The 24,129-nt window shown below is 70.5% G+C and carries 26 protein-coding genes and 1 tRNA gene; 15 read left to right on the top strand and 12 right to left on the bottom strand.

Translation table 11 applies throughout. The annotated features are described in order from the left end of the window. Positions 1–171 precede the first annotated feature (171 nt). Positions 172–459 (top strand): MTH1187 family thiamine-binding protein, encoded by a 288-nt coding sequence (locus MFF61_RS19235; RefSeq protein WP_238237115.1) that lies wholly within the window; start codon positions 172–174, stop codon positions 457–459. A gap of 133 nt (positions 460–592) precedes the next feature. Here the strand turns inward: MFF61_RS19235 and MFF61_RS19230 are convergent, their stop codons facing one another. Beyond that, positions 593–2,551, bottom strand: coding sequence for a sensor histidine kinase (locus tag MFF61_RS19230; RefSeq protein WP_238237114.1), 1,959 nt, complete (start codon positions 2,549–2,551; stop codon positions 593–595). A 185-nt stretch (positions 2,552–2,736) separates the two neighbouring features. On the opposite strand from MFF61_RS19230, the gene motA reads away from it, so the two are divergent. The 8 genes from motA to MFF61_RS19190 all read left to right on the top strand — a co-directional run bounded on the left by motA (position 2,737) and on the right by MFF61_RS19190 (position 8,187). After that, positions 2,737–3,606 carry a flagellar motor stator protein MotA gene (gene motA / locus MFF61_RS19225; protein ID WP_238237113.1) on the top strand — a complete coding sequence of 290 codons (870 nt, stop codon included), beginning with the start codon at positions 2,737–2,739 and terminating at the stop codon, positions 3,604–3,606. A 1-nt stretch (position 3,607) separates the two neighbouring features. Next, the gene (locus MFF61_RS19220; RefSeq protein WP_238237111.1) at positions 3,608–4,525 is read left to right on the top strand and encodes a flagellar motor switch protein FliM; all 918 of its coding nucleotides are present in this window, start codon (positions 3,608–3,610) and stop codon (positions 4,523–4,525) included. Beyond that, on the top strand, positions 4,506–4,805 hold the full coding sequence (locus tag MFF61_RS19215) for a hypothetical protein (RefSeq protein ID WP_238237106.1): 300 nt from the start codon (positions 4,506–4,508) through the stop codon (positions 4,803–4,805). Before MFF61_RS19220 ends, MFF61_RS19215 begins: the two co-directional genes overlap by 20 nt. A 34-nt stretch (positions 4,806–4,839) precedes the next feature. After that, positions 4,840–5,217, top strand: a complete 378-nt coding sequence (fliN, locus tag MFF61_RS19210) for a flagellar motor switch protein FliN (RefSeq protein WP_238237105.1) — start codon at positions 4,840–4,842, stop codon at positions 5,215–5,217. A 16-nt stretch (positions 5,218–5,233) separates the two neighbouring features. Next, a complete protein-coding gene (locus tag MFF61_RS19205; RefSeq protein ID WP_238237104.1) occupies positions 5,234–6,268 on the top strand; it encodes a flagellar motor switch protein FliG in 1,035 nt (344 codons plus the stop codon). 74 nt (positions 6,269–6,342) lie between these two features. Further along, positions 6,343–7,407, top strand: coding sequence for a flagellar biosynthesis protein FlhB (gene flhB / locus MFF61_RS19200; RefSeq protein WP_238237101.1), 1,065 nt, complete (start codon positions 6,343–6,345; stop codon positions 7,405–7,407). After that, a complete protein-coding gene (locus tag MFF61_RS19195) occupies positions 7,404–7,850 on the top strand; it encodes a BspJ family T4SS effector nucleomodulin (RefSeq protein WP_238237099.1) in 447 nt (148 codons plus the stop codon). Before flhB ends, MFF61_RS19195 begins: the two co-directional genes overlap by 4 nt. A 109-nt stretch (positions 7,851–7,959) precedes the next feature. Beyond that, positions 7,960–8,187 carry a hypothetical protein gene (locus tag MFF61_RS19190; protein WP_238237098.1) on the top strand — a complete coding sequence of 76 codons (228 nt, stop codon included), beginning with the start codon at positions 7,960–7,962 and terminating at the stop codon, positions 8,185–8,187. Here the strand turns inward: MFF61_RS19190 and MFF61_RS19185 are convergent. Further along, positions 8,162–8,569, bottom strand: a complete 408-nt coding sequence (locus MFF61_RS19185) for a response regulator (RefSeq protein ID WP_238237097.1) — start codon at positions 8,567–8,569, stop codon at positions 8,162–8,164. The genes MFF61_RS19190 and MFF61_RS19185 overlap by 26 nt on opposite strands. 365 nt (positions 8,570–8,934) lie before the next feature. Between MFF61_RS19185 and MFF61_RS19180 the strand changes: the two genes are divergently transcribed. After that, positions 8,935–9,024 (top strand) — tRNA-Ser (locus tag MFF61_RS19180). A gap of 46 nt (positions 9,025–9,070) precedes the next feature. Here the strand turns inward: MFF61_RS19180 and MFF61_RS19175 are convergent. Next, positions 9,071–9,994, bottom strand: a complete 924-nt coding sequence (locus MFF61_RS19175; RefSeq protein WP_353960053.1) for a flavin monoamine oxidase family protein — start codon at positions 9,992–9,994, stop codon at positions 9,071–9,073. Positions 9,995–10,052: 58 nt separating this feature from the next. Continuing rightward, positions 10,053–10,433, bottom strand: a complete 381-nt coding sequence (locus tag MFF61_RS19170; RefSeq protein WP_238237093.1) for an FAD-dependent oxidoreductase — start codon at positions 10,431–10,433, stop codon at positions 10,053–10,055. Positions 10,434–10,505: 72 nt separating this feature from the next. On the opposite strand from MFF61_RS19170, the gene MFF61_RS19165 reads away from it, so the two are divergent. Further along, entirely contained in the window at positions 10,506–11,123 is a 618-nt protein-coding gene (locus MFF61_RS19165) for a TetR/AcrR family transcriptional regulator (RefSeq protein ID WP_238237091.1), read from the top strand. Between the two features lie 236 nt (positions 11,124–11,359). Then, positions 11,360–12,130 (top strand): SDR family oxidoreductase, encoded by a 771-nt coding sequence (locus MFF61_RS19160; RefSeq protein ID WP_238237089.1) that lies wholly within the window; start codon positions 11,360–11,362, stop codon positions 12,128–12,130. Between the two features lie 301 nt (positions 12,131–12,431). On the opposite strand, the gene MFF61_RS19155 is transcribed toward MFF61_RS19160, so the two are convergent. The 3 genes from MFF61_RS19155 to MFF61_RS19145 all read right to left on the bottom strand — a co-directional run bounded on the left by MFF61_RS19155 (position 12,432) and on the right by MFF61_RS19145 (position 16,753). Further along, positions 12,432–13,256, bottom strand: coding sequence for a Bax inhibitor-1/YccA family protein (locus MFF61_RS19155; protein ID WP_238237088.1), 825 nt, complete (start codon positions 13,254–13,256; stop codon positions 12,432–12,434). Between the two features lie 202 nt (positions 13,257–13,458). Then, complete coding sequence (locus MFF61_RS19150) at positions 13,459–16,047, bottom strand: ABC transporter permease (RefSeq protein ID WP_238237087.1); 2,589 nt, start codon at positions 16,045–16,047, stop codon at positions 13,459–13,461. A 10-nt stretch (positions 16,048–16,057) separates the two neighbouring features. Continuing rightward, the gene (locus MFF61_RS19145; RefSeq protein WP_238237086.1) at positions 16,058–16,753 is read right to left on the bottom strand and encodes an ABC transporter ATP-binding protein; all 696 of its coding nucleotides are present in this window, start codon (positions 16,751–16,753) and stop codon (positions 16,058–16,060) included. 191 nt (positions 16,754–16,944) lie between these two features. Between MFF61_RS19145 and MFF61_RS19140 the strand changes: the two genes are divergently transcribed. The 3 genes from MFF61_RS19140 to MFF61_RS19130 all read left to right on the top strand — a co-directional run bounded on the left by MFF61_RS19140 (position 16,945) and on the right by MFF61_RS19130 (position 20,548). Beyond that, entirely contained in the window at positions 16,945–17,547 is a 603-nt protein-coding gene (locus tag MFF61_RS19140; RefSeq protein WP_238237122.1) for an arylesterase, read from the top strand. A 33-nt stretch (positions 17,548–17,580) separates the two neighbouring features. Continuing rightward, on the top strand, positions 17,581–18,120 hold the full coding sequence (thpR, locus tag MFF61_RS19135) for an RNA 2',3'-cyclic phosphodiesterase (RefSeq protein WP_238237085.1): 540 nt from the start codon (positions 17,581–17,583) through the stop codon (positions 18,118–18,120). A gap of 331 nt (positions 18,121–18,451) precedes the next feature. Next, positions 18,452–20,548: a putative bifunctional diguanylate cyclase/phosphodiesterase gene (locus tag MFF61_RS19130; RefSeq protein ID WP_238237084.1), complete on the top strand. Its 2,097-nt coding sequence runs from the start codon at positions 18,452–18,454 to the stop codon at positions 20,546–20,548. A gap of 100 nt (positions 20,549–20,648) precedes the next feature. Here the strand turns inward: MFF61_RS19130 and coaA are convergent, their stop codons facing one another. From coaA to hisA, 5 genes are all read right to left on the bottom strand, one after another. After that, a complete protein-coding gene (gene coaA / locus MFF61_RS19125; RefSeq protein WP_238237121.1) occupies positions 20,649–21,638 on the bottom strand; it encodes a type I pantothenate kinase in 990 nt (329 codons plus the stop codon). A gap of 14 nt (positions 21,639–21,652) precedes the next feature. Then, positions 21,653–21,991, bottom strand: a complete 339-nt coding sequence (locus MFF61_RS19120; protein WP_238237082.1) for a phosphoribosyl-ATP diphosphatase — start codon at positions 21,989–21,991, stop codon at positions 21,653–21,655. 70 nt (positions 21,992–22,061) lie between these two features. Further along, on the bottom strand, positions 22,062–22,853 hold the full coding sequence (gene hisF / locus MFF61_RS19115; protein ID WP_238237081.1) for an imidazole glycerol phosphate synthase subunit HisF: 792 nt from the start codon (positions 22,851–22,853) through the stop codon (positions 22,062–22,064). Positions 22,854–22,863: 10 nt separating this feature from the next. After that, positions 22,864–23,325, bottom strand: a complete 462-nt coding sequence (locus tag MFF61_RS19110) for a DUF29 domain-containing protein (protein ID WP_238237079.1) — start codon at positions 23,323–23,325, stop codon at positions 22,864–22,866. Between the two features lie 25 nt (positions 23,326–23,350). Then, complete coding sequence (gene hisA, locus MFF61_RS19105) at positions 23,351–24,103, bottom strand: 1-(5-phosphoribosyl)-5-[(5-phosphoribosylamino)methylideneamino]imidazole-4-carboxamide isomerase (RefSeq protein ID WP_238237077.1); 753 nt, start codon at positions 24,101–24,103, stop codon at positions 23,351–23,353. Positions 24,104–24,129: the final 26 nt, after the last annotated feature.

Here is a 24,129-nt window from a genome sequence, read left to right as displayed (position 1 = left end):
CGCTCGGGCGCGGCTCTAAGCAGACTTGCGTTGGCAAGCCAACGCTTCGTCCGCTTAGGTTCTTGTTTTTTCGCAGATTTTTATCGCAAAACCGGCGACCACTTTTGCGAAATCTGCTTAGATCAGGCTCCGGAGCCGCGCGGCTGCGGTCCTGGGGCGTGGGGTGGAAGCATGAAAGTCGTGGCCGATCTGTGCATCGTGCCGATGGGGGTCGGCCCCTCGGTCTCGCCCTACGTGCGCGAGATCAAGGCGATCATCGACGCGAGCCCGCTCACCGCGGAGATGCACGCCAACGGCACCAACATCGAGGGGGAACTGGCCGACATCTGCCGCCTCGCCGAGGCGTGCGAGGCGCGCCTGCACGAACTCGGGGTGCAGCGCGTGTTCTTCACCATGACCTTCTCGTCCCGCCGGGACAAGGAGCAGGCGATGGCCGACAAGCTGCGCGCCGTCCAGTAGGCGGTGCTCATTCCAACGGCCCGGGATGCTGACGCATCGTGCCGCTGAGATGTCTCAATTTTTCGACGCCAAATCAAAGATTTGACGAAAAATCGAGAGCCGAGCCAGCGGTCATTTCCCATGACCAATGGTTTCAGGCGGCGCGCGACGGGGCGCCCGCCTCCAGGGGGGCGACGAGCGGCAGGGTCAGCACGAAGCGGCTGCCCTCCCCTGGCGCGGAGGCGAGCGTGATGCGGCCTCCGAGCTGGTGGGTGACGATGTTGAAGGCGAGGTGCAGGCCGAGTCCGGTGCCGCCGCTGTCGCGCCGCGTGGTGAAGAACGGCTCGAAGGCGCGCCGCGCCACCTCCTCGGACATGCCCACCCCGTCGTCGCTGACCGTGAGCACGACCCGGTCGCCGCCGAGCGGCGCGGCGGAAAGCCCGATCGTGCCGCCCTGGCGGTCGCGGAAGCCGTGCCGCACGGCGTTGAGGAAGAGGTTGGTGAGCACCTGCCCGAGCGGCCCGGGGAAGCTGTCCATGACGATCCCGGGCGCGAGGTCGAGGTCGAGCGCCACGCGGCTGCTGCGCAGCTCGGGCCGCAGGCTCGCGGCGATCTGCTCGCAGGTCTGGCCGAGGTCGAAGCGGCGGCGGTTGTCCTGGCTGCGGTCCACCGCGACCTGCTTGAAGGATTCCACGAGGTCGCCCGCGCGCAGCAGGTTGGCGACGAGCTGCTTGCTCGCCTCGCGCACGGCCGCGATGAAGTCGAGGAGCTGCGAGCGGCGCAGCTGCCCCGCCTCCAGGTCCGCGCTCACGGCGGCGCAGCGCTGGCTCAGCGTCGAGGCGACCGTGAGGCTGATGCCCACCGGGTTGTTGACCTCGTGCGCCACCCCGGCGACGAGGCCGCCGAGCGCTGCGAGCTTCTCCGCCTCGATCAGGCTCTCCTGCGCCTCGCGCAGGTCGCCGAGCGTCGCCTCGGCCTGCTCCTTGGCCCGGCGCAGCTCCTCCTCGGCCCGCAGCCGGGCGATGGCGTTCTCGCGAAACACCTCCACGGCCGCCGCCATGGCGCCGATCTCGTCGCGCGCCTCCGCGCCCGGCACGCGCCGGGCGTAATCGCCCGCCGCGATCGCCCGCATGGCGCCGCTCAGCCCCCGCAGCGGATCGCTGATGCTCTTCGACACCGCCATGCCGACGAAGGCCACCAGGGCCACGAAGGCGAGCGCCACCGCGCCGAGCTTGAGGGCCGCGGATTCCAGCGTGCGGTCGAAGCGGGCCTGGGCGGCGTGCTCCACCGCGCGCACATGCGCCGCCATGCCCTCGATCGCCGCGGTCATCGCGTCGGCATTGCCGTCGATCTCCTGCCGCAGCAGGCGCGACTGGGTGGCGAACTCGGCCGCCAGCGCGTCGACGCCGCGGCCGAAGGCGGCCGCGCGCGCGTCGAGCGCCGCGAGCGCCGCGCGCTGCACCTCGCTCGCGGCGAGGTCGAGCATCACCGGCACGGTGCGGCGGATCGCGGCGGCGGCGCGGCGCATCTCGTCGGCCGCCTCGGTCGAGGCCGCGACCTGGAAGGCGTTGGCCGCCAGCATCATCGCGTGGAAGGATTCGCGCGACTTCGCCAGCGGCGGCCAGATCTGCGTCGGGTCCGCCGCGCCCCGCCCCTCGATCATCGCGTAAAGGCCCGACATCTCCCGGGCGGGCTGGGCCAGCCCCGTCTCGTAGGTGTCCTGGATCCGCGCGCGGGTGTCGCGCAGGGCCGAGAAGCCGTCGATGAAGCGCTCCGTCACCTCGCGCAGCCGCTCGGCCGGCGCGGCGATCAGCGGATCGAGCCGCGCCTGCACGCGCAGCCGGCCGATCAGCGTGTCGCGCAGGTCGCCGATGCGGGCGAGCACGTCCGGATGGGCCTGCCCGATGTAGCGGTGTATCAGGGTCTGGAGCCGCTCGGTGTCGCGGTCGAGCTGGTCGAGGAAGCGCTCGGTCTGCCGGACCTGCCGCAGGTCGGCCCAGGCCCGCGCGAGCACCTGCGCCCCGTCCCAGATCAGCAGGATGAGCACGACCGCGAGCGCGGAGTTGAGCGCCGCGATCGCCAGGATGCGCCAGCGGATGGGCCATGCCCGCATGCTGCGCTGCAAGTACCGCCCCTCCATCCGCCGGGTCTTCCGAGCCCTCGCCGCTGCCGTTTGTCCCGGGAGCGGGGGCGCTTGTCAAAGCCGGGCGATGCGGAGCCTCAGCCCCGCGCAAGCCTGCCCCCCTAATCGGCAGGGCGGGCGGTTCGCCACAAGGCACTCACCCGGAGGCTGCGGCAGTGGGCGTTCTCATCGGCTTGGTCATCGCGCTCGGCTCCATGCTCGGCGGCTTCGTGGCGATGGGCGGCCACCTCGAAGTGATCTGGCAGCCCTGGGAATTCGTGATCATCGGCGGGATGGCGGCCGGCACCTTCGTGATCGCCAACCCGATGAAGACGGTGGTGGATTCGGGCAAGAGCATCGTCGAGGCCCTCACCGACAAGGTGCCCAAGCGCAAGGACTACCTCGCGCTGCTGGGCCTGCTCCACGCCCTGATGCGCGAGCTGAAGGCCAAGCCCCGCAACGAGGTCGAGCCGCATCTCGACGACCCGGCCAATTCCGAGATCTTCAAGGCCTATCCGGACGTCGCCAAGAACCAGGAACTGGTGATGTTCATCTGCGACTACGTCCGCCTGATCCTGATCGGCAATGCGCGCCCGCACGAGATCGAGGCGCTGATGGACGAGGAGATCGGCACCCACAAGCGCGACGCGCTCAAGCCCTACGCCTCGCTCACCACGGTGGCGGAGGCGCTGCCGGCGCTCGGCATCGTGGCGGCGGTGCTCGGCATCGTGAAGGCGATGGGCGCGCTCGATCAGTCGCCGCAGATCCTCGGCGGCCTGATCGGCGCGGCGCTGGTGGGCACCTTCGCGGGCATCTTTTTGTCCTACGGCATGCTCGCGCCGCTCGCCATCAAGGTGAAGACCACGCGCGACAAGCAGTCCCGCGTCTACGTCATCGTCAAGCAGAGCCTGCTCGCCTACATGAACGGCGCCCTGCCGCAGATCGCGGTCGAGCACGGCCGCAAGGGCATCTCCTCGGCCGACCGGCCGACCATCGACGAGGTCGAGAGCGCCACCGTCGGCGGCGCCCAGCGCGAGGCGGCCTGACATGGCCGCCCCCGACGTCCGCAAGAGCCTGCTCGAGGGAGGCGGCCTGTCCCTCGACAGGATGCCGATGCTGAGCATCATCTTCGACCGCTTGGCGACGGCCTGCGCCGACAACCTGAAGCACCTCGCGGTCTCGCCGATCTTCTACTCGCTCTCCAGCGTCGAGACCGAGGCCTTCGGCGACCTGCTCGAACCCTACGAGGCGAACGCCGTCGCGGGCATCTTCTATTCGCCGCAATGGGACAGCCACATCCTGGTCGGGCTCGACCGCGACTTCGTGTTCACGATGGTCGAGGTGCTGCTCGGGGCCGACGGGTCCGAGCCCCCGGTCGAGGACGCGCGCAACTTCTCCAGCATCGAGCTGCGCATCGCCCAGATGACGCTGGAGCAGGTCGGCAAGGCGCTCGAATCCGCCTTCGCCCTCGTCTCCGAGACCACGCTGAAGCTGGAGCGGACCGAGACGCGCATGGACTTCGCGATCATCGGCCGGCGCTCGAACAAGGCGGTGGCGGCGAAGTTCCTGCTCCAGGCGCTCAACCGCGGCGGGGAGATGTTCCTCATCATCCCGCAATCGGTGCTCAACCCGATGCGCCAGAGCCTCTCGAAGGTGCTCACCGGCGAATCCACCGTGCGCGACCCGCGCTGGGAGCGCCAGATCGCCGCCGAGGTGAAGAAGACCGAGGTGACGCTGCGGGCGGTGCTGGAGGAGCGCACCCTCACGCTCGGCGAGATCGCCGACCTCCGGATCGGGCAGGTGCTGCCGCTCGACGCGACGCCCAAGAGCCGCGTCAAGCTCGAAGGTAAGGACCAGCCGCTGTTCTGGTGCGAGGTGGGACAGGCGAACGGCGCCTACGTGCTGCGCATCGACGAGGTCATCAACCAGGAAAAGGAGTTCATGGATGCCGTCCTCGCTCGTTGACGCCGTCCTGCTCGGCGCCCTGGTGCTCACGAGCGCCTGCGTGCTGCCGATGTACCTCAAGCTCAAGCGCCTCGACCGCATCCAGGCCGAGTACGGCCGGGCCTTCGCGCAGACCAGCGACGCGCTGCGCCATGCGGGCGAGACGATGCGCAGCTTCGCGGGCGAGGGCCGCGAGATCCTCGTCGCCCTCGAAGCCAAGATCGAGGAGGCCCGCGCCACCCTGGCGGACCTCGAAGCCGGCCGCCGCGCGCTGGCCACGGCCCGCGACCCGCGCGCCTGACCATCCCTGATCCGAGACCCCGCGAGACGCCCCGATGAGCCGGAACCCCTTCGACGATGCGCCCGACCTGTCGGCGGCCCACGCCGACGCGCTGTTCGCGAGCGCGGCCGCCCCCGCCCAGACGAACGAGCCGACCATCGGCTCGGGGCGCAACCTCGATTCGGTCCTGCGCATCCCGGTCCTGATCCAGGTGGTGCTGGGCTCGGCCACCATGCCAGTCGCCAACCTGATGAAGCTCGGGCGCGGGGCGGTGGTGCCCCTCGACCACCGGGTCGGCGAGCCCGTCGACATCATGGTGAACGGGCGCGTCATCGCCCGGGGCGAGGTGGTGGTGGTCGAGGAGGACAATTCGCGATTCGGGGTCTCGCTGACCGAGATCGTCGGCCCGGCCGGCGCCGATACGCACGGCTGAGAGCGGAGCGGGCGGGATGAGCGTTCCGGTCCCGGCGGCCCGCGGTGGCCTTCCGCGCCTGCGCGCGGTGGACGAGGTGGCGACCCTGCTCCTCGCCATGGGCAAGCCCGCCGCCGGCCGCCTGCTGAAGTACTTCGACGAGGACGAGATCAAGCTGATCACCCGCTCGGCGGTGAAGCTCGGGCCGGTGAGCCCGGCCCTGCTCGACAGCCTCGTGGACGCGTTCGTGTCGGAGTTCTCGCACGGGGCGAACCTCCTCGGCACCGTGCAGGAGGTGGAGAAGCTGCTGAGCGGCCTGCTGCCGCCCGAGCAGATCGCCGACATCCTGGCGGAGGTGCGTGGCAACAACACCAAGCGTTCGGTCTGGGAGCGGCTGTCGGGGGTCTCCGAGACGGTGCTGGCGAGCTACCTCGTCAAGGAGCATCCCCAGACCGCGGCCCTGATCCTGTCCAAGATCAAGCCGTCGACGGCCGCCAAGGTCATGGGGCACCTGCCCCAGCCCCTGCGCAACAGCCTGATGCGGCGGATGCTGGCCTTCAAGCCGATCGTCGACGACACGCTCCGCGCCATCGAGAAGATCATCAACGACGACCTGATGGTGAACTTCGCCCGCAACGCCGGGGCCGACACGCACGCCAAGATCGCCGACATCATCAACAAGATGGAGCGCGAGCAGATGGACGACGTTCTGTCGAACCTGACTGAATCGCGTCCGAAATCGGCCGAGATCCTGAAGGGCCTTCTGTTCACCTTCGAGGACATCGTCAAGCTCACGCCCCGCGCGCGCACGACGCTGTTCGACGCGGTGCCGAACGACCGCCTCGTGCTGGCCCTCAAGGGCACGCCGGCCGAGTTCCGCGAGACGATCCTCGGCGCCCTCTCGGCGCGCGTGCGCCGGATGATCGAGCACGAGCTGAACGGCGGCGAGCCGGCCGCGCAGCGCGACGTGCTGGAGGCGCGGCGCACCATCACCGACCTCGCCCTCGACATGGCCGGGCGCGGCGAGATCGAACTCAATGCCGGGGACAGCGATGAGACCTTCGTGCGCTGACGCCCGCGCTCCCGCGCCCTCTCCCGCGCGCCCGGCCCTCGCCCCGGCCGCGCCGCGTTCCCGGGCGGCCCCGCATGGCTGAGGAGGTCGACCACGAGAGCAAGACCGAGGCCGCCACCGAACGGCGCATCCGGGAGGCGATCGAGAAAGGCGACGTGCCGTTCTCGCGCGAGGCGCCGATCCTCGCCTCGGTGGTCGGGCTCCTGATCGTCCTCACCCTGTTCGTGCGCGGCCGCGCCGCGGAGCTGGCGCGCGACCTCGCGCCCCTGTTCGACCATCCGCGCGGCTTCGCGCTGGAGAACGGGCAGGACGCCCTGCTGCTGCTGCAGGGGGTGGCGATGGCCACCGGGCGGTTCCTGCTGCCCGTGGTGCTGGTGCTGGCGGTCTGCGGGCTCTCGGCCTCGGTGTTCCAGAACCTGCCCCGGTTCGTGGGCGAGCGCATCCGCCCGCAATGGTCGCGGGTCTCGCCGCTCGCCGGCTGGAAGCGGGTCTTCGGGCGCCAGGGTCAGGTCGAGTTCCTGAAAGCGCTCTTTAAGTTCCTCGCGATCAGTGTGGTTTCCCTGCTGCTGCTGCGCTCAGAGCAGCACAAGGTCGTGAACGCCATGTCCGTCGATCCCAGCCAGGTTCCGGAACTCATCCTGACGCTGGCGATCCGCCTCGTCTCCGCGGTCTGCATCGCCACGATCGTGCTGGTCGCCGCCGACCTGATCTGGGCGCGGCTGCGCTGGCAGCGCTCGCTGCGCATGTCGCGCCAGGAGATCAAGGACGAGCACAAGCAGATCGAGGGCGACCCGATGGTCAAGGCCCGGCTGCGCTCGCTCGCCCAGGACCGCACCCGCAAGCGCATGCTCGCCGCCGTGCCCCGCGCCACCGTGGTGATCGCCAACCCGACCCATTTCGCCGTGGCCCTGCGCTACGAGCGCGACGAGAACCCCGCCCCTCTGGTGGTCGCCAAAGGGCAGGACCTCATCGCCCTCAAGATCCGCGAGATCGCCGAGGCCAACGGCATTCCGGTGATCGAAGACAAGCCTCTGGCAAGATCGCTGTACGACAGTGTCGAAGTCGACCGGATGATCCCGGCGGAGTTCTACCGCGCCGTGGCTCAGATCCTGTTCTATCTGTTCGCGAGGTCGCGATGATGGCGTACGCCCACGAGCCGACGGCCGGGATTCCGGCGCCCGCCGACCTGCTGGCCGCGGCCGAGCAGGTGTTCGCGACCGAGATCCGCGACTTCATCGCCGAGTTCTGCCTGCTCGACGGCGGCGTGCTGATCGGCTGGGTGCGCGACGACCGGCACGGCAACATCGCCGACCTCGTCGCCTCCTCGGCCGAGCCGTTCTTCAAGGAAGCCACCCTCACCTACGGCGACGCGGCCGACGTGAGCTTCTCCTGGGGCCGCTCGCCGACCGTGATCCTCGACATGGAGTTCGGCACCGAGGCCGTGACGGTCTTCTTCAAGCTCGTCCTCGACGGGCTCTATGTCGGCGTCGCCATCGACCGGATCCTCGGCGTGACCGAGCCCTCCCTCGACCTCGACCGCTTCGCGGTGGCGCTGTCGAACGCCCGTGTCGGGCGGGCCTGAGACACGGATCGCGGTAACCCGCGATTCACCCTGACGGACCCTTGAGCGGGACCGCTACGGCTCCGACGGCGTTGAGCGGGCGACCCTTTCCCCGAGCCGAGGAGCCCACATGGAGGACCTGTCCCCCGCCACTCCCGTGACGATCCGGCTCGGACCGCGCACGATCACGGGCTCCGTCCGGGCGGTCGGCGAGGCGCTGCACTGGCCCGAGGCGCCCGACGCGCCCTCGCGGCGGCTGCGCCACGTGGTGCTCGATCTCGGCGAGGCGGGCGCCCCGGTCGAACTCTGGCTGGCCGAGGAGGAGCCCGGCCTCAGCCCTGCCCCATCACGGTCTTGAGCAGGTCGAGGATGTCGTCGCCGCGGCACGGCCGGGCGATGAACTGCGCTCCCGGCGGCATCCGGTCCGGATCGGGCTGGGCGCGGCCGGACACGATCACGGTGGGCAGGCCCGGGTGCAGATGGGCGGCGGTGCGGGCGAGGTCGAACCCGTCCGTCTTGCCCGACAGCTCGACGTCGGTGATCAGCGCGACGATGTCGCGGCGGGTCTCCAGCAGGCTCAAGGCCCGCTCGGCCGAGGCGGATTGCAGCGCCTCGAAGCCCGCCGCATCGAGGACGTCGCTCAGATCCATGATGGTCAGAGCCTCGTCCTCGACCACCAGCACGACGGGTCGCTCGCTCACACCCCCTACGGTCTCATTCCCCACGATGACATCCTCCATGCGCGCGGCCTTCCGGGTACCGCCCGGGGGCGAACCATGCGGAGGGCTGGACTGGTCTTGCGCCGATCCCCGGCCCGGCGCCGTGCGCCGGCCGATGATCGAAACGAGCAACGGCCGGCTCCGGTTTCCTCGGAGCGCACCGTGGCGCCACCGAAGCGGACGACCTCGCCGACCCAGTTTGGGCAGACCCGCCGGGTTGTCCACCCCGCCCGCGCCCTGCGGTTCCCTCCTGACGCTGCGGCTGCGGCCTTCCTGCCACAGGCCGCCCTGCCCTGCCCGCGCTGCGCGCTTGCGCCCGGCCGCGCGCCCCGCTAGAGGACGGCCTCCCCCCGATGCGGCCGCGAGGCCGCGCCGGCGACGGGACCGGAGAGGTGGCCGAGTGGTTGAAGGCGCACGCCTGGAACGCGTGTATACGGGCAACCGTATCGAGGGTTCGAATCCCTCTCTCTCCGCCATTCTCATGATTGGAAACCTGGCTTGAACCGGTCACGGCCATGCCGTTCAACCACTCGCCAGAACGGCATCGGCGGCACGTTCGGCTGATTGGAGGGCGCCCTCCATGAAGGATCGCCATTCCGACGCGGCCTCCGTTCCCGCGAAATGGATGTTGCCGACCGACGCGAAGAGGTCTGGCGCGGCGGTCCAGCCGCCGAGCCCCCGGCGGCTCGCATAGCCTCCCAGCGACCATGGGTCGGTGGTCCAGTCGATCGATCGGCCGGCAATCGGGGAAGGGATCTCCGAGCCGACGATGGACCGAAGCGACGCCAGGACCCGCTCGATACGCTCCGGCTCGCTGGTGGTCTGCCCGAGGCGACGGCCGCTGGCAGATGTGGAGAACAGGACGAGAGTGCCCGTCCGCCCGTCCGGCAAGGATGCGTCTAGCCCTGCATTGCAAAGCGCCCCCGGGCTCAGGAACGACCCGGACAGCCCTCGCTCCCGCCACCATGGGTTACCGAACACGAGGACCGTCTTGATCACCGAACCGCGCTGATACCCGGCGATGACCCGCTGTCGATCGCCCGGCAAGTGCGGCATGATCCCGATGCTCGCGTAGAGCTGCGGCGGGGTCGTGACGATGAGGCTCTTGGCACGACGGGTGACGTGCCCGGTGTCGACCGCGATCCCGTCCGCATCCTGATGCACGCGCGTCACCGGCGCGTTGAGCACGACTGATGCACCCAGAATTCCCGCGAGATGGCCCGCCAGCGGGCCGGTCCCCTCAGCGAGGAACCATTGCGCGGAATCTGCCTCGCCCTGTCGGCCGCCGACGGAAACGGCTTGTTCGATCAGTTCCTGTGCCGAGAACGTAGCGATCGGGGTGCAGAGCTCTCCCTCGACGAATCCGGCCAGGAAGCGATAGGCCTCATCTGTGAACGCCAGGTCGCGGAGATATTGAGCGGCCGTCCGCGTATCCCGAGCCGCCATACCGGCTCCCCGAACGGTCTCTTGATGTCGGCTGATCCGCCAGTGCATCTGCATGGCGTCAAGTTTGGCCCAGAACGACAGAGGAAGTTGACCGTCTGCCGCGAACCTCGGTGTGGCGGCGGGCGCGCAGTAGATGTCGTCCAGCCTTGTCACGCGCGACGCGCGTCAGGCCAACCTCAGCAACGAGAGCTGCGAGGCGCTTGTGGTCATCGCTGAGGAACTGGGCGCCGTGATCCACCGCATGCCCTGACGGAAGTCTTTCGGTGCGGGCACGGCCGCCAACACGTGAACGCGCCTCCAAGACGGTCACCGACGCGCCACGATCCTTGAGACACCGCGCAGCGGAAAGGCCGGCCAAACCGGCGCCGATCACGACCACATCCACAATCGACATCGTCTGTCCCAAGGCTTCGGTCTGCCCGATCAGGCCGGACGCCATCCGTGCCGGTCACTTGACAGGTACGGTCGAGTGGCATACCTGTCAAGTGACAGGCAAACGGGGGATCAGGTCTTGGTTGATGGGGACAGGACCGGCTCCAACACAGGGGCTGGGGATGCGCCGCCAACGGCATTGCGTGCCCTCGCGTGCCTTCAGGATCTCGCGCTGGAAAAAGGTCTCGACGACGTGTCGATGCGCGATGTCGCGAGGCGCGCAGGAATTTCGCTGGCGGCGCTACAATACCACTATCCGAACAAGGCTGCGCTGCTCGACGCGTTTGTCGTTCAGACGATCAACGGCTATCGAAGGCGGATCGACACCATTCTCGCCGCAAGCCCCGAAGGTGAGCGCTTTACCAATCTCGTCCGGTTCGCCGCGACCGAAACGCTTCAGTCGGATCGGTACGGCGTGCTTGCCATGATTGAGGGCAGGGCAAACCACGACAACGCCGCCAGGAGCGCGATCCGCATGTTCTTTCGATCATACCTCGAAGTCATGCGCGATGCACTTGCTGCCGATGCCCCTGATCTGTCGCAGGCCAAGGCGCTTCTGACGGCGATTGTCGTTGTCTCGATGCTGGAAGGATTGCCAGCTCTCATAGAGCCGGCCGGTAGTCTGGGAGTCGATTGCCATGCCGTGCTGGAAACGATTGTGCGCGTGTCCATGACTCTTCCCGCAGCCATGCCGTAGCGCCGAGGTGAGGCACCACAGTCTGGCGGGGAGCAATCTGACGGGTCAGTTCAAATCCGGTGCAGAATTGTTGCGTCCGATGTCCCATGCTCCGCCACAGTCCCGATAGGAAATCTGATCCGAAGAACCCAGCCCTGACGGGGCTTCGGTCGCCCTGCGGTCACACCCTTCATTGACCGCGGGATCGGCCGGGACGATGATGCGGTCTGACCGTTGCGATCGCGTGGACGTCTTCGGTGCCCGCCGTCCTGAAACAGAAGCCGATCGGGTTGGTGACGAATGCCACCGGGTTCGCCGGACCGCCGGCTGTCCAGGCGCTCCTCGACGCCGGGTTTCACGTCTTGGCGCACGATGCGGCTTTCGCCGATCCTCAGGCCTGGACGCATTTCGCCTCGGCGCGAACCGATCTCGAGCCCATCCATGCTGGCGAGCCCGAGACGATCATCGCGCAGATCCACGAGTCCGGTCGGGAGATCGCGGCCCTCGTCAGCAACGATCACCATCCGGCCCCGAGCTATCCCGTCGATACGGCTCCGCTCGATGAGTTGCGCCGGAACGTCGAGACACTGGTCGAATTTCCCTTCCGGCTGGTTCGGGCGGTCCTGCCTGCCATGCGGCGGCGAGGCGGCGGGAACGTCGTGATGGTCACGTCCAACCGCACGAGATTGCCCTTGTCGGGTGCCGCCTTTCCGGACGCTGCCCGGGCGGCGGCCAACGCCCTGGTGCGGTCTCTCGCGATCGATTGCGCCAAGGACGGAATCATCGTCAACGCGGTCGCACCGAACTTCCTCTACAGCGAAGCCTACTATCCGAGCGCGGTCTTCAAGTCGGGGGAGACCGGCCGCGCCTATGTCCGGCAGAGCGTCCCGGTCGGTCGCCTCGCGGAGCCGCATGAAATCGGCGAAGTCATCGCTTTCCTCGCGACCGTCAAGACACGCTTTCTGACCGGCGCCGTGATCGAATTCTCGGGCGGCTGGCCCTTCGGGCCGCCGCGACCGTCGGTCTGATCCTGCGCCTCCTCCACCGCCGGCCGGGATCCTGGCGAGCCGGCGTCGCCAGCCGGAACCGCGCATCGGCGTGCCGCATGGTGGGGGACGCCGGGAGAGCGATCGACTCCGGTTTCCCAGCCTCGGCCTGCTCCTGTCGGGGCGACAACCTTCCGGGACCGGCTGCCGGGATCCCCGGTGTAGCCCGGCACACGGGTGCTGCGGGGCCCTGCCGACGATCGCCGCTCGCCACCCAACAAAAAACCCCGGCCGCGGGGGCGGCCGGGGTTCCGATCGGGGCTCCTCTGATGAGCCCCGCCGGTCACTCGTTGCGCTGGCCCACCAGCGACAGCAGGAACTGGAACATGTTGATGAAGTCCAGGTACAGCGTCAGCGCGCCGAACACGGACACCTTGGCGGCCGCCTCCTGGTCGAGGTTGCCGTACAGGTACATCTCCTTCAGCTTCTGCGTGTCGTAGGCGGTCAGGCCCGCGAAGATCAGCACGCCGATCACCGAGATGGCGAATTGCAGCGCGCTCGACGCCAGGAAGATGTTCACGAGGCTCGCGATGACGAGACCGATCAGGCCCATCACTAGGAAGGAGCCCATCCCCGACAGGCTGCGCGAGGTGGTGTAGCCGTAGAGGCTGAGGCCACCGAACGCCGCCGCGGTGATGAAGAACACCTGCACCACGCTCGCGCCGGTGTAGCGCAGGAGCAGCGTGGAGAGCGAGGCGCCCATCACCGCCGCGAAGGCCAGGAAGGTCGTGCGCGCGCTCGCGGACGACATCCGGTCCATGCGGAAGGAGAACACGAAGATGAAGGCGAGCGGCGCGAGCGCCACCACCCACATCAGGGGCGTGGTGTAGAGCGTGGCGCCGAACTGCGTCAGGTACGACCCGCCGAGGCGGATGACCTGGCCGGCGGAGTTGCGCGCGGCCTCGGCCGCGACGGTGGTCGTGGCGAGCTTGTTGACGCCGAGCGCGACCAGCGCCGAGACGGCGAGGCCGAGCACCATGTTGTTGTAGACGCCGAGCATGAAGGCGCGCAGGCCCTGGTCGACCTCGACTTGGCCGCGGGCGTAGCCCGTGGGGGCTCCGTATCCGCTCGCGCCGCCCTGCCGGAACGGGCTGTTTTCGAATGCCATGGGAGATTCCTTCGGAAGCTCTCTAGCGTGGGGGTTCCTGTGCGAGGCTCACGCGACCCTCGGACGCCGCAACGGCAGCGTCATGCCGGGAATATGAGAGCCTGGGCGCTCCGGCACAAGGCCCGGCCGCGGCAAAGCCCGGCCGGAACGTCGACGTCCAGCAAGGTCCATCCGCCGCAGGCTGAAGGCGGGATTAAATCCCTCACAGATTTCGTAGGTAGGGCGCCGGCTTCTGACCGAGAATCCGCCAGGTGCCGGCGAGCCCCAGTCCCACCGCGACCAGCACGGCCAGGGCCGCGGCGAGGAGCGCCCCCGAGAGGTCGAGCACGAAATCGACCCGCATCACCTTGGTGACGATGACCCAGGCGGCGAGCGTGCCGGCGCCCAGGCCGAACAGCGCGGTCGCGAGCCCGAGCACGCCGTATTCGAGCGTGTAGGCCCCGAGCAGCCGGGCGCGGGTGGCGCCCAAGGTCTTGAGCACCACGGCGTCGTAGAGCCGGGCGCGGTGGCCGGCCGCAAGCGCGCCCGCGAGCACGAACAGGCTGGTCACCAGCGCCACCCCGCTCGCGCCCCGGATCGCGAAGACGAGCTTGCCGACGATGTCGTTCACCGCATCGAGCGCATCCTTCACCCGCACGCTGGTGACGGAGGGAAAGGCCCGGGCGGCCTCGCGCAGGATCCGCGCTTCGAGGGCGGGATCGGGGCCTTCCGGCAGGGTGAGCGTCGCGAGGTCGGCGTGCGGCGCCCCCCGGAAGGTGCCGGGGGAAAACACCATCACGAAGTTGATGCCGAGCGAGCGCCACTCCACGTGGCGCAGGTTGGCGATCTTCACCGTGAGCGAGCGCCCGAGCACGTTGACGCCGACCGTGTCGCCGACCTTGAGGCCGAGCAGCCCGGCGAGCTGGTCGTCGAAGGAGACGAGCGGGGTCGCGGCCTCCTCGGGCGTCCACCACTTGCCCTGGGTGATCCGCGAGCCGTCCGGCAGGTCCTCCGCGTAGGTGATGCCGCGGTCGCCGTCGAGCACCCAGGCGGCCTCCTCGGGCGCCTTGATCTCGCTCGCCGGGACGCCGTTCAGGGCGGTGAGCCGCCCGCGCATCATCGGCACCCGCTCGATCTTGGCCCGCGGCGCGGCCGCGCCGAGGAACTGGTCGAAGGCCGCCGCGTCGCGGCTCGGGATGTCGAGGAAGAACAGGCTCGGCGCGCGGGCCGGCAACGAGCGGGTGAGCGTGCGCGTCAGGCTGGCGTCGATCAGGCTCAGCGTGACGAGGAGCGTGATGCCCAGCCCGAGCGAGAGCACGATCGAGGGCGTCAGCGCGCCCGGCCGGTGGAGGTTCGCGAGCGCGAGGCGGGGCGCCGTCCGGGCCGGCCGCGGCAGCCGCCGGGCGAGCGCCATCAGGCCGAGGCCCACCCCGCGCAGGAGCGCGAAGGCGAGGCCCGCCGCGAGCACGAAGATCAGCGCCACCTTCCGGTCGAAGGCGGTGAGGAGGGCGAGGCCGACGAGACCCGCGAGGGCGAGGCCGAGCACCGCGAGGTAGCGCGGCCGGGGCCAGCGCCGGACCGGATCGACCGCGTCGCGGAACAGCCCCGAGACCGCGACGTCGTGGGCGCGCCCGAGCGGCCCGATCGCGAAGGCGAGCGCCGTGAGAAGGCCGTAGAGCGCGGCGATCGCGAGGTCGCCCGGCGCGAGGCGGGGGCTGAGCGGCACCGGCAGCACCGCCCTGAAGGCCGCCTCGATCCCGAACGGCAGGGCCGCCCCGGCGAGGAGCCCGAGCGCGATGCCGAGGCCGGCGATCAGCATCACCTGGGTCAGGTAGAGCCCGACCACCTGCCCTCCCGGCGCGCCGAGGCTCTTGAGGGTCGCGATCGAGGGCCGCTTGCGCTCGACGAAGGCCCGCACGGCATTCGCCACGCCGACACCCCCGACCATCAGGGCGGTGAGCCCGACCAGGGTGAGGAACTGCGTGAAGCGCTCGACGCTGCGCGAGAAGCGCGGATCGGCGTTGAGGCGCGAGCGCACCTCCCACCCGGCATCGGGCAGCGTGCGGCGCGCCTCGGCCATCACCTGCTCGATGCGCGCATCGGAAGGATCGGCGAGCTGCACCCGGTAGATCCAGCGGTTGAGGCTGCCGGGCTGGATCAGGCCGGAGGCCCGCAGCGCCCCCTCGGAGGTGAGGAGGCGCGGGCCGAAGCCGATGCCGTTGGCGATCTTGTCGGGCTCGCTCGTGAGCACGGCGCGCAGCACGATCGTCGCGGAGCCGACCGTGATCCGGTCGCCGAGCTTGAGGTCGAGCCGGGCGAACAGGGCCGGATCGGCGGCGGCCCCGAAGGCGCCGTCGCGCTCGGCCAGGAGATCCGCCATCGGCAGGGCGGGCTCGGTGGAGAGCTCGCCCAGCACCGGGTAATCCGGCCCCACCGCCTTCAGCTCGACCAGGGCCGCACCCCTGTCGCCCGCCACCGCCATCGCGCGGGTGAAGGCCACGACCGAGACCCGCCCCTGCGCGGCGAGGAAATTCCGCTCGGCCGGTGCCGCCTCCCGGTGGATCAGGCTGAAGGCGAGGTCGCCGCCCAGGATGCGCCGGCCCTCGCGGGCGAGCCCCTCGGTGAGCGAGCGCGAGATCGAGGAGACGCCCGCGATCGCCGTGACCCCGATGGCGATGCAGGCCAGGAAGACCGCAAAGCCGCGCAGGCCCCCGCGCAGCTCGCGCAGCGCCAAGCGCAGGGTGAGCGGCAGGCGGATGGCCCGGGCGGGCCGCCGGCCGGGAGCGCTCAAGGGGGGCAGGCTGCCGTGCATGATCCGTCCCTCAGGCCAGGGCCGCCGCCTCGATCAGCCCCGAGCGGAGCCGGACCGTGCGGTCGCACAGGCGCGCGAGGCCGGGATCGTGGGTGACGAGGACCAGCGTCGCGCCGCGGTCGCGCTTGAGGGCGAAGAGGAGGTCGACGATCTGCCCGCCCGTCGTCTCGTCGAGGTTGCCGGTGGGCTCGTCGGCGACGAGGATGGCCGGGTCGGGCGCCACGGCCCGGGCGATGGCCACGCGCTGCTGCTCGCCGCCCGAGAGCTGCGCCGGGTAGTGGTGCAGCCGGTGCCCGAGCCCCACCGCGGCGAGTTCCCGTTCCGCCCGCTCATGCGCGTCGGGCAGGTCGGCGAGTTCGAGCGGCAGCGCCACGTTCTCCAGGGCCGTCATGGTCGGCACGAGGTGGAAGGACTGGAAGACGATGCCGATGCGCCGGCCGCGGAAGCGCGCCAGCGCATCCTCGTCGAGGCCCGCGAGGTCGGTGCCGTCCACCACCACCCGGCCCGCATCGGGGCGCTCCAGCCCGGCCATGGTCATCAGCAGCGTCGACTTGCCCGAGCCCGAGGGGCCGACGAGCCCCACCGCCTCGCCGGCCGCGACCGACAGCGAGATGCCCTTGAGGATGTGCACCCGCGCCGCCCCGCGCCCGAGGCTGAGGTCGACGCCATCGAGGGCGATGGCCGGTGCGGTGGCCTTGTCGGTCATGGGGATGAGGCCGATCTGTGGGGCGTCGGGACGACGCGCCGGAGGTGGACGAGGTGAGACGCAAGCACGATCGCGGGACCACCCGCCCGCCCGATATGGTCGGCCGGCTCCCGCTCCGCCAGGATGGCGGCGCGGATCTAGCCCGTCACCGTGGCCGCCTCGCGACGATCCTGGGTCTGTGTGCCTGCGTGATGATGCTGTTCTGTGACTCCTCCCGCGCCGCCGAGCGGACGCTGCGCCTCGTGGCGCTGGGCGACAGCCTGACGGCGGGCTACGGCGTGCCGGCCGGGGCGGCCTTCCCGGGCGTTCTGGAGCGCGCCCTGAAGGAGAAGGGCTTCGATGTGGCGATCACCAATGCGGGCGTGTCGGGCGACACCGCGACCGGCGGGCGCGACCGGGTGGACTGGTCGGTGCCGGAGGGGACCGACGGGGTCATCCTCGAACTCGGTGCCAACGACATGCTGCGCGGCACCGATCCGGCCGTCACCGAGGCGGCGCTGGATGGCATCATCACCCGCCTGAAGGACCGCGGCATCGCGGTGATGCTCACCGGCATGAAGGCCGCGCGCAATCTCGGCCCCGACTACGTGGCGCGCTTCGAGGCGATCTACCCGCGGCTCGCCGAGCGTCACGGCCTCGTCCTCTATCCCTTCTTCCTGGACGGGGTGGCCACCGACCGCAGCCTCGCGCTGCCGGACGGCCTGCACCCGAACGCCAAGGGCGTCGAGCGGATCGTCGCGGGCATCCTGCCCGCCGTCGAGACCTTTTTGGCGCGTCTGCGCAAGGCCCCGTGAGCCCGCCAGGTAAGCCCAGCATGTGAGCCCGCCATGCCGCGCCTCTTCACCGGTCTCGAGATCCCGCCGGACGTCGCGACGGCGCTCGCCGGCCGCCGCGGCGGCCTGCCCGGCGCGCGCTGGGTCGAGCCCTCGGATTACCACATCACCCTGCGCTTCATCGGCGACGTGGATGGCGGCGTGGCCGAGGAGATCACGCAGGCCCTCGCCGAGGCCCGCCCGCGTCCGCCCCTCGCGCTGACCCTCGACGCGCTCGCGAGCTTCGGCGGCGAGCGGCCGCACGCGCTCTACGCCCGCGTGGTGCCGAGCCCCGACCTCGACGATCTCCAGGCCGAGCAGGAGCGTCTGCTGCGCCGCGTCGGCCTGGCCCCGGACACGCGGCGCTTCACGCCCCACGTGACCCTGGCGCGGCTGCGCCGCGAGGCGACGCCCGACCTCGTGGCGCAGTACCTTGCCGTGCAGGGGCCGTTCGCGGCCCTGAGCGTCAGGGCGGAGCGGGTGGCGCTCTACTCCGCGCGGGCCTCGGTCGGCGGCGGTCCCTACGTGGTCGAGGCGGCCTATCCGCTGGCGTGACGCATCGAGGTGGGACGCCCGGCATCCATCGGAACGAGACCGGTCGCAGAGTAAGATCGCGTCGCGCCGGGATTGATCGGGCTCTGCGACGCAACCGACACTATCGTCTCCGGCATGGCTCGATCAAGTTGATGCTCGCAGCGCCAAATGAGCGCATTTGTGCCAGATACAACTCAGAAGACGCGTACGGGAGGATCAGGCACGCGGGCGGGAGCGGGAACCATGCGTTAAATGTCGCAAATTACCGTAAGGAAAGTGATCGTCCCGATCCGGGCTGAACCTTCCGGTGGCGGGGAGCGCGGACGACGAAGGCGTTGCCGGGGGGGCACGCATGGATCATGACGCTGACGGCGCGGGACATCTCCCGGCCGAAACGAGGGCACTCAACGCCACGCTCGCGAGCGCGGTGTTCGCGCCCGACGGCCGCATCCTGCGGGCCAACAACCGCTTTCTGCGCTCGTTCGGGTATGGGCCGGCCGAGATCGTCGGCCGATCGCACGCCGATCTGTGCCATCCCGACGACCGGGCCGGCGGCGAGGTCGACCGGCTCTGGGCGGCCGTGTCGGGGGGCGCCGGCTGCACGATGTCCTGTCGGCGCATGCGGGCCGATGCCACCGCGATCTGGCTGCGCGCGAGCTACACGCCTCTGGCCGGGCCGGACGGGGTCGTCGAGGAGATCGTGCTGCTGGCGGCCGACATCACCGGCGCGCAGCACGAGGAGACGGCCGACCACGTGCCGATCGCGGCGATCAACGCCTCGCAGGCGGTGATCCACTTCTCCCTCGCCGGCACGATCCTCGACGTCGATCCGCTGTTCCTGAGCCTGACGGGCTGCGCGCGCGGCGAGGTCGTGGGCCGTCATCACCGGATGCTCCTCGACCCCTCCGGGTCCGGGAGCGCCGCCGATCAGGCGTTCTGGGCGCGCCTGGCGCAGGGGGAGCCCCCGGCGGGCGAGGTCAGGCTTCTGGCCAAGGACGGACGCGAGATCCGGCTTCAGGCCACCTACACGCCGGTGCGCGATCCCGCCGGCCCGCCCGTCAAGCTGATCGCGTGCGCCACCGACGTGACGGCGGACGCCGCCATGGCGGCAGCCTTCGAGGACGCCAAGCGCCAGCCCCGGCACGATGCGGCCACGGCGCTCCCGAACCGGGTCCGGCTCGCGGGTTTCCTGGCCGCGATGCTCGCCTCGTCCACGGCGCGCCTCGCCGTGCTCTCCCTCGATCTCGACCGCTTCAAGCCGATCAACGACACCTACGGCTACCTCGTCGGAGACCGCGTGCTCGGCGAGATCGCCGACCGGCTGCGGCGGATGCTGCGCCCCGACCAGTTCGTGGCGCGGGTCGGCGGCGACGAGTTCGTGGTGGCCGCTCCCGACTTGACCGACCACGAGATCGCGGACTTCTGTCAGCACATCCTGGCGCTCGTGGCGCAGCCGGTGCTGTGCGAGGCCGGCGAGATCCGGATCGGAGTCTCGATCGGCGTGGCGGTGTCTCCCCTCGACGGCACGACCCCGGACGATCTTCTGCGCAGCGCCGACACCGCGCTCCTGCGCGTCAAGCAGCACCGGCGGGGCTCCTACGGCTTCTTCTCACCCGAGATCAGCGACCAGCTCATGGCGCAGCGGGCGCTCGCGGACGACATTCGGCGCGGGCTGGCGGCCGGCGAGTTCTTCGTGGAGTACCAGCCGCGGTTCGACACGCGCGAGCGGACGATCCGGAGCGTGGAGGCGCTCGTGCGCTGGTCGCATCCCCAGCGTGGACGGATCAGCCCCGCCGAGTTCATCCCCGTGGCCGAACGCTGCGGCCTGATCGGGGCGCTCGGCGGCTGGGTTCTGCGCACCGCCTGCGCGGCTGCGGCGGCTTGGCCCGGGATCGGGGTGTCGGTGAACGTCTCGCCGATCCAGTTCCGCGACGACGGGCTGCTCGGCGTCGTCGCCGAGGCCCTCGCGGCGGCCGGGCTCGCCCCGGAGCGGCTCGAAATCGAGATCACCGAGGGCGTGCTCCTGGAGGATGCCGAGCGGGCGCGGCGCCTGCTCGACGGGCTCAAGGGACTGGGCGTCCGGCTCGCCATGGACGATTTCGGCACCGGCTATTCCAGCTTGATCTACCTGCACAATTTCCCCTTCGACGTCATCAAGATCGACCGGCAGTTCGTCGCCGACATCGAACACCGCCAGAGCGGGAGGGCCGTCGTGCAGGCGATCCTCAGCCTGGGACGGGCGCTCGGCCTCTCGGTGACGGCGGAGGGCGTCGAGACCATCGGCCAGCTCGCGGCGCTGACGATCGATCAATGCAGCGAGGTGCAGGGTTTCCTGCTCGCCAAGCCCATGCCGGGCGGCCACATCGCGGCCCTGCTGGCGCAGGCGGGCGCCGCACCGGATGGCGGTGAGGCCACGCGGGGAGACGAACCGCCGGTGCGAGCGGCCTGACCCGGCACGGAGCAGGGCTCGACGACGCGGCCCATCGAAGGTCCGGCGCAGGATCCGGTCCAGCCTGGGCGGATCCCGCTCCCGGGCGCCGCCCGCGCCGCTACAGCCGCCGCAGGGCCACGCTCTCGATGCGGTGGCTCGCGCCCTTGGCCAGGATCAGGCTCGCGCGCTGGCGCGTCGGCACGATGTTCTCGCGCAGGTTCAGGAGGTTGATGCGCGACCACAGCCCGTCCGCGATGGCGATGGCCTCGTCCTCGTTCACCTCGGCGTATTTGCGGAAGTAGGAGAGCGGGTCGCGGAAGGCGGTGTGGCGCAGGCGCAGGAAGCGGTTGACGTACCAGCGGTGCAGGTCGTCCTCGTGGGCGTCGAGATAGACCGAGAAGTCGAAATAGTCGGAGACGAACGGGATCGCCGTGCCGTCGCGCGGCAGGCGCGCGGGCTGCAGCACGTTCAGTCCCTCGACGATCAGGATGTCGGGGCGGTCCACCACCGTGGTCTCGCCCGGCACCACGTCATAGACGAGGTGGGAGTAGAGCGGCGCCGCCACGTGGCGCTTGCCGGCCTTGATGTCGGCGAGGAAGCGCAGCAGCGTCGGCGTGTCGTAGCTCTCCGGGAAGCCCTTGCGCTCCATCAGGCCGAGGCGCGCGAGTTCGGCATTCGGCAGCAGGAACCCGTCGGTGGTGACGAGGTCCACCTTCGGGGTGTTGGGCCAGCGCGCGAGCAGCGCCTTCAGCACGCGGGCGGTGGTGGACTTGCCCACCGCCACCGAGCCCGCCACGCCGATGATGTAGGGCACCTTGCCCTCCCGCTCGGCCAGCAGGAAGCGCTGCGTCGCCTTGAACAGCCCCTGCGTTGCCGCGACGTAGAGCGAGAGCAAGCGCGACAGCGGCAGGTAGATGGCCACGACCTCTTCGAGCGAGATCGGGTCGTTGAGGGATTGGAGGCGCAGAACCTCGTCGGCGGTCAGGGTGAGCGGCGTGTCGGCGCGCAGATGCGCCCATTCCTCGCGGGCGAAGACGCGGTAGGGCGACAGGTGGTCGGTCGCCTCGTCGAGGCTCGCGGCGAGTTCCGCCTGCGGCCGGGTCGGCAGCGCCGGGCGCTCGTTCACGGGTCTCTCCGCCCGGCGCGACCGCGCGCGGCCTTCTCGGCGAGCCCGCCCTGAGCCGTGCGCCGCTCCAGCTCCGCCATCACGTCCTCCAGCGCCACGCCGCTCCCGGCCAGCACCACCAGCAGATGATAGAGCACATCGGCGGCTTCCGACACGAGACCGGCGCGGTCGCCCTGCACGGCGGCGATGGCGGCCTCCACCGCCTCCTCGCCGAGCTTCTTGGCCGGCTTGCCAGGACCGGCGGCGATCAGCTTCGCGGTATAGGATTCCTCCGGCGGGGCGGCGGCGCGGAGACGCACGATCCGGTCGAGGTCGGCGAGGCTGAAGCGGGTCATGGCATCCGGGCGGGCCGAGGAGGGGTGCCGGGGCTGGCGCACCGAGCCTTGGGGGCGCGGCCGGCCCGGGTCAAGCACCGGGTGAGTGCGGATCCAGCCGCATCGCGAGGCCGGCCGCCGCCATGTGCGCCTTGGCCTGCCCCACCGTCGCCTCGCCGAAATGGAAGATCGAGGCGGCGAGCACCGCGCTCGCATGCCCCTGCGCCACGCCCGCCACGAGGTCGTCGAGCCCGCCGACGCCCCCGGAGGCGATCACCGGCACGGTGACGGCGTCGGCGACGGCCCGCGTCAGCCCGAGATCGTAGCCCGAGCGCATCCCGTCCCGGTCCATCGAGGTGACGAGGAGTTCCCCCGCCCCGCGCGCCGTCATGGCGCGGGCGAAGGCGATCGCGTCGAGGCCGGTGGCCCGGCGCCCGCCATGGGTGAAGATCTCCCAGCGCGGGGCCTCGCCCTCCCCCGAGACGCGCTTGGCGTCGATCGCCACGACGACGCACTGGCTGCCGAACTTTTCCGCGGCCTGCGCCACGAAATCCGGGTTGTTCACCGCCGCGGTGTTGATCGAGACCTTGTCGGCCCCGGCGAGCAGCAGCGCGCGGATGTCCTCGACGGTGCGCACGCCCCCTCCCACCGTGAGCGGCATGAAGCAGGCCTCCGCGGTGCGGCTCACCACGTCGAGCAGGATGCCGCGCGCCTCGTGGCTCGCCGTGATGTCGAGGAAGCAGAGTTCGTCCGCGCCGGCCGCGTCGTAGGCCTTGGCCGCCTCGACCGGATCGCCCGCATCGCGCAGCGCGAGGAACTGGACGCCCTTGACGACGCGGCCGTCCTTGACGTCGAGGCAGGGAATGACGCGGGTCTTGAGCACGGGCCGGTCTCTACTCGAAGCTGTAGGGCCGCGACATCGTCTCGTCCCGGGTGAAGGGAAGTGTTTCGGGGAAGGCCGAAGCGGGCAGTCCCGTTTCGGCGATGGCCTCGAGGCGCGCATGCCTGTAGGCGCGCTCCAGCGCCTCGTCGAGCCGGGGCTTCAGCCCGGGATTGTCGGCGATCACCTCGATCGCGTGCTGACGGTGCGCCGCGATCGATATGGCCCAGCTGCGGCTTCGAAGATTGGGCTGGTGCTCCCACTTCAGCATGTGCAGCAGAACGAGCCGGTAGAAGCTCGCGAGCCGGTTGAACTCGCTGCGGCCCAAGCTCTCGATCTCCTCGGCGAGGTTCTCGCGGTCGAGCGCGGACAGGTCGCCGGCGCGCAGCAATGCCGCCTGCTGCACGGTCCAGGTATAGAAGTCGTCGTCATAGGCCGCGCAGCGGGGCGCGGCGAGAGTCGGTGCAGCCGTCATCGAAGGCATCCTCGCGGCCACCCTATCACGGCGCGCCGCCGCGCGCCTGCGCGGCCCGCCGGATCGCCGCCAGGGCCTCCTTCGGGTCGATGCGCCCGTCGTAGAGGGCGCGGCCCGTGATGGCGCCGGCGAGCAGCGCGCAGTCGGGTTCGAGCAGGCGGTGGACATCCGCGATCGAGGCGAGGCCTCCCGAGGCGATCACCGGGATGCTCACCGCCTGGGCCAGCGCCAGCGTCATCGGGATGTTGAGACCCTTGAGGATCCCGTCCCGGGCGATGTCGGTGTAGATGATGGCGGCCACGCCCGCATCTTCGAAGCGCCGGCCCAGCTCCTCCGCGGTCGCGGTCGAGGTCTTGGCCCAGCCCTCCACGGCGACGCGGCCGTCCTTGGCGTCGATGCCCACCGCGATCTGCCCGGGAAAGCGCCGGGCGGCCTCGCGCACGAAGGCCGGGTCGCGCACCGCCGCGGTGCCGATGATGACGCGGCGGACGCCCTTGGCGAGCCAGCCCTCGACGGTGCGCATCTCGCGGATGCCGCCGCCGAGCTGCACCGGGATCGTCACGGCGGCTAGGATCGCGTCCACCGCCGCCGCGTTCATCGGCGCCCCCGCGAAGGCCCCGTCGAGATCGACCACGTGCAGCCAGGAGAAACCCTGCTCGGCGAAGGTGGCCGCCTGCGCCGCCGGATCGTCGCTGAAGACGATCGCCTGCGCCATGTCGCCCTGCACGAGGCGCACGCAGCGCCCCTCCTTGAGATCGATGGCCGGGAACAGGATCACGAAGCGTCACCGCAAGGCTGAGAGGA

This window comes from Methylobacterium isbiliense (genome assembly GCF_022179325.1).
GTDB lineage: Bacteria > Pseudomonadota > Alphaproteobacteria > Rhizobiales > Beijerinckiaceae > Methylobacterium > Methylobacterium isbiliense.
Note: the sequence above shows the minus strand (reverse complement) of the source record. Positions and strands in the feature narration are given on the sequence as shown.

What these genes read in the sequence shown, in the direction of transcription:
- MFF61_RS19155 (WP_238237088.1), bottom strand. Translation starts at nt 13,256, where the DNA reads ATGGCATTCGAAAACAGCCCGTTCCGGCAGGGCGGCGCGAGCGGATAC.
- MFF61_RS19140 (WP_238237122.1), top strand. Translation starts at nt 16,945, where the DNA reads ATGATGCTGTTCTGTGACTCCTCCCGCGCCGCCGAGCGGACGCTGCGC.
- MFF61_RS19205 (WP_238237104.1), top strand. Translation starts at nt 5,234, where the DNA reads ATGAGCGTTCCGGTCCCGGCGGCCCGCGGTGGCCTTCCGCGCCTGCGC.
- MFF61_RS19215 (WP_238237106.1), top strand. Translation starts at nt 4,506, where the DNA reads ATGCCGTCCTCGCTCGTTGACGCCGTCCTGCTCGGCGCCCTGGTGCTC.
- MFF61_RS19120 (WP_238237082.1), bottom strand. Translation starts at nt 21,991, where the DNA reads ATGACCCGCTTCAGCCTCGCCGACCTCGACCGGATCGTGCGTCTCCGC.
- MFF61_RS19130 (WP_238237084.1), top strand. Translation starts at nt 18,452, where the DNA reads ATGGATCATGACGCTGACGGCGCGGGACATCTCCCGGCCGAAACGAGG.
- MFF61_RS19190 (WP_238237098.1), top strand. Translation starts at nt 7,960, where the DNA reads ATGGAGGACCTGTCCCCCGCCACTCCCGTGACGATCCGGCTCGGACCG.
- thpR (WP_238237085.1), top strand. Translation starts at nt 17,581, where the DNA reads ATGCCGCGCCTCTTCACCGGTCTCGAGATCCCGCCGGACGTCGCGACG.
- flhB (WP_238237101.1), top strand. Translation starts at nt 6,343, where the DNA reads ATGGCTGAGGAGGTCGACCACGAGAGCAAGACCGAGGCCGCCACCGAA.
- MFF61_RS19150 (WP_238237087.1), bottom strand. Translation starts at nt 16,047, where the DNA reads ATGCACGGCAGCCTGCCCCCCTTGAGCGCTCCCGGCCGGCGGCCCGCC.
- MFF61_RS19175 (WP_353960053.1), bottom strand. Translation starts at nt 9,994, where the DNA reads ATGGCGGCTCGGGATACGCGGACGGCCGCTCAATATCTCCGCGACCTG.
- MFF61_RS19170 (WP_238237093.1), bottom strand. Translation starts at nt 10,433, where the DNA reads ATGGCGTCCGGCCTGATCGGGCAGACCGAAGCCTTGGGACAGACGATG.
- MFF61_RS19195 (WP_238237099.1), top strand. Translation starts at nt 7,404, where the DNA reads ATGATGGCGTACGCCCACGAGCCGACGGCCGGGATTCCGGCGCCCGCC.
- MFF61_RS19185 (WP_238237097.1), bottom strand. Translation starts at nt 8,569, where the DNA reads ATGGAGGATGTCATCGTGGGGAATGAGACCGTAGGGGGTGTGAGCGAG.
- fliN (WP_238237105.1), top strand. Translation starts at nt 4,840, where the DNA reads ATGAGCCGGAACCCCTTCGACGATGCGCCCGACCTGTCGGCGGCCCAC.
- MFF61_RS19235 (WP_238237115.1), top strand. Translation starts at nt 172, where the DNA reads ATGAAAGTCGTGGCCGATCTGTGCATCGTGCCGATGGGGGTCGGCCCC.
- MFF61_RS19145 (WP_238237086.1), bottom strand. Translation starts at nt 16,753, where the DNA reads ATGACCGACAAGGCCACCGCACCGGCCATCGCCCTCGATGGCGTCGAC.
- MFF61_RS19220 (WP_238237111.1), top strand. Translation starts at nt 3,608, where the DNA reads ATGGCCGCCCCCGACGTCCGCAAGAGCCTGCTCGAGGGAGGCGGCCTG.
- MFF61_RS19230 (WP_238237114.1), bottom strand. Translation starts at nt 2,551, where the DNA reads ATGCGGGCATGGCCCATCCGCTGGCGCATCCTGGCGATCGCGGCGCTC.
- MFF61_RS19110 (WP_238237079.1), bottom strand. Translation starts at nt 23,325, where the DNA reads ATGACGGCTGCACCGACTCTCGCCGCGCCCCGCTGCGCGGCCTATGAC.